The 5,229-nt window shown below is 71.4% G+C and carries 5 protein-coding genes and 1 pseudogene; 2 read left to right on the top strand and 4 right to left on the bottom strand.

Translation table 11 applies throughout. The annotated features are described in order from the left end of the window. Positions 1-209 precede the first annotated feature (209 nt). Both QR77_RS06795 and QR77_RS06790 read right to left on the bottom strand, forming a co-directional pair. Positions 210-992 (bottom strand): ABC transporter permease, encoded by a 783-nt coding sequence (locus QR77_RS06795; RefSeq protein WP_040020295.1) that lies wholly within the window; start codon positions 990-992, stop codon positions 210-212. Further along, a complete protein-coding gene (locus QR77_RS06790) occupies positions 989-2,002 on the bottom strand; it encodes a daunorubicin resistance protein DrrA family ABC transporter ATP-binding protein (RefSeq protein WP_040020294.1) in 1,014 nt (337 codons plus the stop codon). The genes QR77_RS06795 and QR77_RS06790 overlap by 4 nt, the downstream gene beginning before the upstream one ends. Before the next feature lie 73 nt (positions 2,003-2,075). On the opposite strand from QR77_RS06790, the gene QR77_RS06785 reads away from it, so the two are divergent. Next, positions 2,076-2,828 (top strand): TetR/AcrR family transcriptional regulator, encoded by a 753-nt coding sequence (locus QR77_RS06785; RefSeq protein WP_052488576.1) that lies wholly within the window; start codon positions 2,076-2,078, stop codon positions 2,826-2,828. A 44-nt stretch (positions 2,829-2,872) separates the two neighbouring features. Here QR77_RS06785 and QR77_RS06780 read toward each other — a convergent pair whose 3' ends face one another. Beyond that, positions 2,873-3,475, bottom strand: a complete 603-nt coding sequence (locus QR77_RS06780; protein WP_052488575.1) for a TetR/AcrR family transcriptional regulator — start codon at positions 3,473-3,475, stop codon at positions 2,873-2,875. Positions 3,476-3,602: 127 nt separating this feature from the next. Between QR77_RS06780 and QR77_RS06775 the strand changes: the two genes are divergently transcribed. Next, entirely contained in the window at positions 3,603-4,610 is a 1,008-nt protein-coding gene (locus tag QR77_RS06775) for an aldo/keto reductase (RefSeq protein WP_052488574.1), read from the top strand. A gap of 53 nt (positions 4,611-4,663) precedes the next feature. Here QR77_RS06775 and QR77_RS48345 read toward each other — a convergent pair. Beyond that, positions 4,664-5,229: pseudogene (locus QR77_RS48345) on the bottom strand (type ISP restriction/modification enzyme); the annotation flags it as partial.

Below are 5,229 nucleotides of genomic sequence, written 5' to 3'. Positions count from 1 at the left end.
CGGCAGCCGCGGCTGACTCCTCGGGTGTTCTTGTTGTGACCTCGCGCTGAAAGCGCCGTCGTACCGGCTTCACGACGCCGGTACGCCAGGTGAGCGCTGGGATTTGTCGCGGCGCGGCCGGTGGACCACTCCCCGCCACCGGCCCCCGGGCAGCCCCCCGTACCCCGCTCAACCCCCGCCCCCGCCCTGCCTGTTGCTCGCCCCCGCTGTCATTTCCCGCCGTACGTGTACCGCCGTACAGCGAGCGGTACGAACAGTACGAGCAGCGCCGCCGACCAGAGCACGGAACCGGCCACCGGATGCGCGAGCGGCCAGGCCGACCCCGCGGCCGGGGCGCCGTTGCCGAACAGATCGCGAACCGCCGTCGCGACAGCGCTGATCGGGTTCCACTCGGCGACCGTACGCAGCCGGCCCGGCAGGCCCTCCGTCGGGATGTAGGCGCTGGAGAGCAGCGGCAGAACGAAGGTGACACTGCCCAGTTGCCCGGCGATCTCCTCGTCGCGGATGAGCAGACCGAGAAAAACGCCGACCCAGTTGCAGGCGAAACGGAAGAGAAGAAGCAGGCCGAAGGCGCCGAGAGCGTCGAGCGCGCCGCCCTCGATCCGCCACCCGACAGCGAGCCCCACCAGGAGCAACGGCATCAGACCGACGGCGGTGGTGAGGGTATCGGCCGCCGTCTGGCCGAGAGGCACCGCTACCCTGCTCATCGGCAATGTCCGGAACCTGTCCATGACGCCGCGCTGCGCGTCCTGCGACGACTGGAACATCCCGGTCATGATCCCGCCGGCCGCCGTCGACGCCATCAGTCCGGGCACCAGATAGGCGCGGTAGTCGGCGCCCGGCATCGCGAGCGCGCTGCCGAAGACGTAGCCGAAGAAGAGCAGCATCGTGATCGGCATCGTCTGGGTGAGGACCACCACGCCGGGCGCGTGTCTGATGCGCCGGAGGTGCCGCCCGAGGACGGCCCCGCTGTCGTACGCCATTCCGCTCATGCCGCGTGCTCCTTCTGGTTCCGGCTCTGGTTCTGGTCCTGGCTCCGGTGTGTGGTGCGGTCGGTCAGGCGCAGGAAGGCCTCGTCGAGCGTCGGCGCCCGCAGGCTCACGTCCACCAACGGCACTCCCGCCGCGTCCAGTTCGCGGACGATCCTGGGGAGGGTGAGGGCGGGGTCGGCCGACACCGCGCCCGCCGTACGCCGCTCCCTGTCCAGGACCGGTTCGGCGCCGGTGAGTTGGTCGAGCACACCGGCGGCGGCCAGCAGCGCCGCCTCGGCCGCCGCCTCACCGGGCTGCCCGGCGAGGACGACCTCCGCGTACGAGCCGATGCTCGCCTTGAGCTCGGCCGGGGTGCCGCGGTGCGCGGCCCTTCCGTGGTCGATCAGCACGATGTCGTCGGCGAGTTGGTCGGCCTCCTCCAGATACTGCGTGGTCAGCAGCACGGTGGTGCCCCGGGCCGCGAGGTCGCGTACGGCGTCCCAGATCTGGTTCCTGCTCGCCGGGTCGAGACCGGCGGTCGGCTCGTCCAGGAAGAGCACCTCGGGGCGCGTCAGCAGGCCGGCCGCGAGGTCGAGCCGGCGCCGCATGCCGCCGGAGTACGTACGGGCCACCCGGTCCGCCGCCCCGGTGAGCCCGAACCGTTCCAGCAGCTCGTCGGCGCGCGCCCGGCCGGCCGCGCCCCTGACGCGCAGCAGCTTCGCGAAGAGCCGCAGATTCTCCCGGCCGGTCAGCTCGCCGTCGATCGACGTGAACTGCCCGGTGACGCCGATGGCCCGGCGTACGGCCGCGGGGTCGGCGACCACGTCGTGACCGGCCACCCGGACGGTGCCGGCGTCGGGGGTGAGCAGGGTCGTCAGCACACGTACGGCGGTCGTCTTGCCCGCTCCGTTCGGCCCGAGCACCCCGCAGACGGTGCCCTCGGGGACGGCGAGATCGAGCCCCCGCAAGGCGTGGACATCGCCGAAACGCTTCTCCAGACCTTCACTAAGTACAGCGTACGTAGTTGTCATGGGGGGACCATAGCGCACTACGTACGGTGTACGTAACTAGGATGGCGGAGAGATGTGAACGAGGTGATGACCGATGGCCGGGCGACCTTCCGAACCCGAAGTGATCTGGGCCCGCCCCGAGCGGGCGGGACGCGGACCCAAGCCCGCCCACAGCCGCGCCGAGATCGCGGCGGCCGCCGTCCGGATCGCCGACGAACGGGGCATGGACGCGGTCTCGATGCGCCATGTGGCGGCCGAACTCGGCTGCGGCACGATGTCGCTGTACAACTACGTGCCGCGCAAGGAGGACCTGTACGAACTGATGGCCGACGCGGTCGCCGCCGAGTACGACTTCCCGGAGAAGCCGTCCGGCGACTGGCGGGCCGACATCACGGCCCTCGCGTACCAGGCGCGGGCCATGATGCACCGCCACACCTGGCTGGCCGGGCTGATGTCGTCGGTCTACGGCTTCAGCCCGAACGTGCTGCGCTTCCTCGAATTCAGCCTGACCTGCCTGGAACCGCTCGATCTGCGCTACAGCGCCAAGATGGAACTGGTCGCGATGGTCAACGGCATGGTCACCACCTACGTCTCGAACGAACTCCAGACCGCCGAGCGCACCCGGTCGCTGCCCTGGTCCGCCGAGCAGGAACACGCGGTACGGATCGCCTACTTGGGCCGGGAGATCGCCTCCGGGCGCTATCCGAAGCTGGCGGCGGCGTTCATGGAGGACTCGGGGCCCATCGACCTGGAGGCCGTCTTCGGGCGGGCGCTCGGCCGGCTGCTGGACTCGTACGACATGGAGGCGCGGCCACCCGAGGCGCGCGATCGGACCGGCGCGAGCTGACGGCGGCGAGCCGGTACCGCGATGCCGGAGGCCGGCAGCCCGGGTTATGCGGCGTCGTCGGCGGGCGCGGGTGCGGGTGAGGTCGCGACGGCGTCGAGGGCCTTGTGGAGCAGGGGGATCAGATCCTCCGTCTCCGACTGGTTGAGCTGGGTGTTGCCGAGGATCATGCGGGCGAGCAGGACGCCGGAGCAGATGGCGACCAGGAGCGCCGCGCGACCGTCGCTCCGCTCGCCGGGCAGCGCGTCGGCCAGCCGGCGCTGGTAGTCGCCCTCGATGCTGTCCCGCATGATCGCGGCAGCCTTGGGGTTGGCCGCGGAACGCAAGGTCAGCAGCAGCCCGTCGGAGGCTGCCTGGTCGGGGTCGGTCAGCAGCGCCCGCGCCGCTTCGGCGTTCAGCTCGGGAGTCATCATCAGCGACTTCTCGTACGCGAGACCCACCACCTCGGCGAACAGGCCCTCCTTGGAGCCGAAGTAGCGGCTGATCAGCCGGGCGTCCACGCCCGCGTCCCTGGCGATCTCGCGCAGACCCGCGCCGTCATAGCCCTGCTGGGTGAAGAGCCGCCGGGCGGCCTGGAGGATCGTGGCTCGGGTTACGGCGGCGTCCCGGGGCCGCGCGGCGGCGCGGGGGGCGTGGTCTTCCTGAGGCATGTCACCAGGATAAGGCGGCCGGACCGACGGCCGCGCTTGCATGTCCTCACTCGTGGACTTAGCATGTCCACGGGTGAGGACATGCTGTCCCGCCGTCCCATGCCCCTCATGAACCGCGAGGTTTGCCATGTCCATCCCCCAGCGCACTCTCGGCACGAACGGACCGGTGGTCGGTGCCGTCGGCTTCGGTGCCATGAGCTTCGCCCGCCCCTACGGCCAGAGCGAACAGGACACCGCCGGCGGCGCGGGCGACCTGGTCGACCGCGCCCTGGAGGCCGGGGTCACGCTCATCGACACCGCGGACGTCTACGGTCCCAGCGAAGAGATCATCGGCAAGGCCGTGGCGGGCCGCCGCGACCAGGTGGTTCTCGCCACCAAGTTCGGCATCGTGCGCGGTGTCACCGCCGACGGACCGCCGGTCATCAATGGCCGCCCCGAGTACGTACGCGAACGCGTCGAGCGCTCCCTCACCCGTTTGGGGACCGACCACATCGACCTCTACTACCAGCACCGTGTCGATCCGGACGTCCCCATCGAGGAGACGGTCGGTGCCATGGCCGAGCTGGTGGCCGAGGGCAAGGTCCGTCACCTCGGACTCTCCGAGGCCGCCCCCGATACCATCCGTCGCGCCCACGCCGTCCACCGCATCGCCGCGCTACAGACCGAGTGGTCACTGTGGACCCGCGACATCGAAGCGGAGATCTTCCCGCTCTGCCGGGAACTGGGCATCGGAGTCGTGCCCTACAGCCCCCTGGGCCGCGGCCTGCTCACCGGCAAGGTCACCTCCCGTGCCGACCTGCCGGAGAACGACTACCGACGCCGGATGCCCCGCTTCGCCCAGGACGTCTTCGACGCCAACCTCGCGGCCGTCGATCTGGTCCGCGAGATCGCGACGGCGCACCAGGCTCCTCCGGGACAGGTGGCCCTGGCCTGGCTGCTCGCCAAGGCGCCCGACGTGGTACCCATCCCTGGCACTCTGCGACCCGGACGACTGGCCGAGAATGCCGGCGCCGCCGGTCTCAGCCTGACCGAGCGGGAGATCACCCTCCTGGACTCCACCTCGGCACGCGGCGCACGGGAGACCGAGCTGGGCCACAACTGGTCCGACGGGGTCACACCCCCGAAGCAGGCGTGAAGAAGGGCGCCTTCCCTCACAACCGGTGCCACCACCCGTCGAAGGGCCGGCGCCTAGAGCAGCGCGAACTGCCCCTCGGGGCCCTCCTCGTGGTGGTCGAGCACCGAGGCGGGCCGCCGGGCCTGCGCGGGGACCGGCAGTACGCCGGCCGCGCGCAGATCGGCCCTGCTGATCTCCGGGCCGCCGCCCAAGTCGGCACGGGAGGCGTCGAGTTCGCCGAGGAGTGCGAGGACGGTGATCAGTTCGAGCAGCTCCGACGTCCACTCCTGGGGCCAGGCCGACGGCCCGATCGCCGCCAGCGTGCCCGCCTCCGGCCGTGTCGTACGCCGCTCGAACCACAGCTCAAGCATCCGTACCCCGCTGACGTGGTAGTCCCAAGCCGCCGCCGGTACGGGCGAGATGCGGCCCGTACCGAGGCACAGCGTCTCCTCGTCGGGGTTGTACGCCATGCTGTCCGGCCGCACGGGAACGGCCGCGCGTACGTACGGCCGCCGGCCGCCCGGCAGTCGGGGCCGCTCCTCGCCCCGGGCCCCGCGCACCTGGACGCGGATCAGCTCCCGCCCGAGATCCACCCCGGCGGCCCAGCGGTCGCGGTCGGCGGTGAGGGGGATCAGCGGGC

Origin of the sequence: Streptomyces sp. 150FB (genome assembly GCF_000818195.1) — a bacterium.
Taxonomy (GTDB): Bacteria; Actinomycetota; Actinomycetes; order Streptomycetales; family Streptomycetaceae; genus Streptomyces.
Note: the sequence above shows the minus strand (reverse complement) of the source record. Positions and strands in the feature narration are given on the sequence as shown.

What these genes read in the sequence shown, in the direction of transcription:
- QR77_RS06785 (WP_052488576.1), top strand. Translation starts at nt 2,076, where the DNA reads ATGGCCGGGCGACCTTCCGAACCCGAAGTGATCTGGGCCCGCCCCGAG.
- QR77_RS06795 (WP_040020295.1), bottom strand. Translation starts at nt 992, where the DNA reads ATGAGCGGAATGGCGTACGACAGCGGGGCCGTCCTCGGGCGGCACCTC.
- QR77_RS06780 (WP_052488575.1), bottom strand. Translation starts at nt 3,475, where the DNA reads ATGCCTCAGGAAGACCACGCCCCCCGCGCCGCCGCGCGGCCCCGGGAC.
- QR77_RS06775 (WP_052488574.1), top strand. Translation starts at nt 3,603, where the DNA reads ATGTCCATCCCCCAGCGCACTCTCGGCACGAACGGACCGGTGGTCGGT.
- QR77_RS06790 (WP_040020294.1), bottom strand. Translation starts at nt 2,002, where the DNA reads ATGACAACTACGTACGCTGTACTTAGTGAAGGTCTGGAGAAGCGTTTC.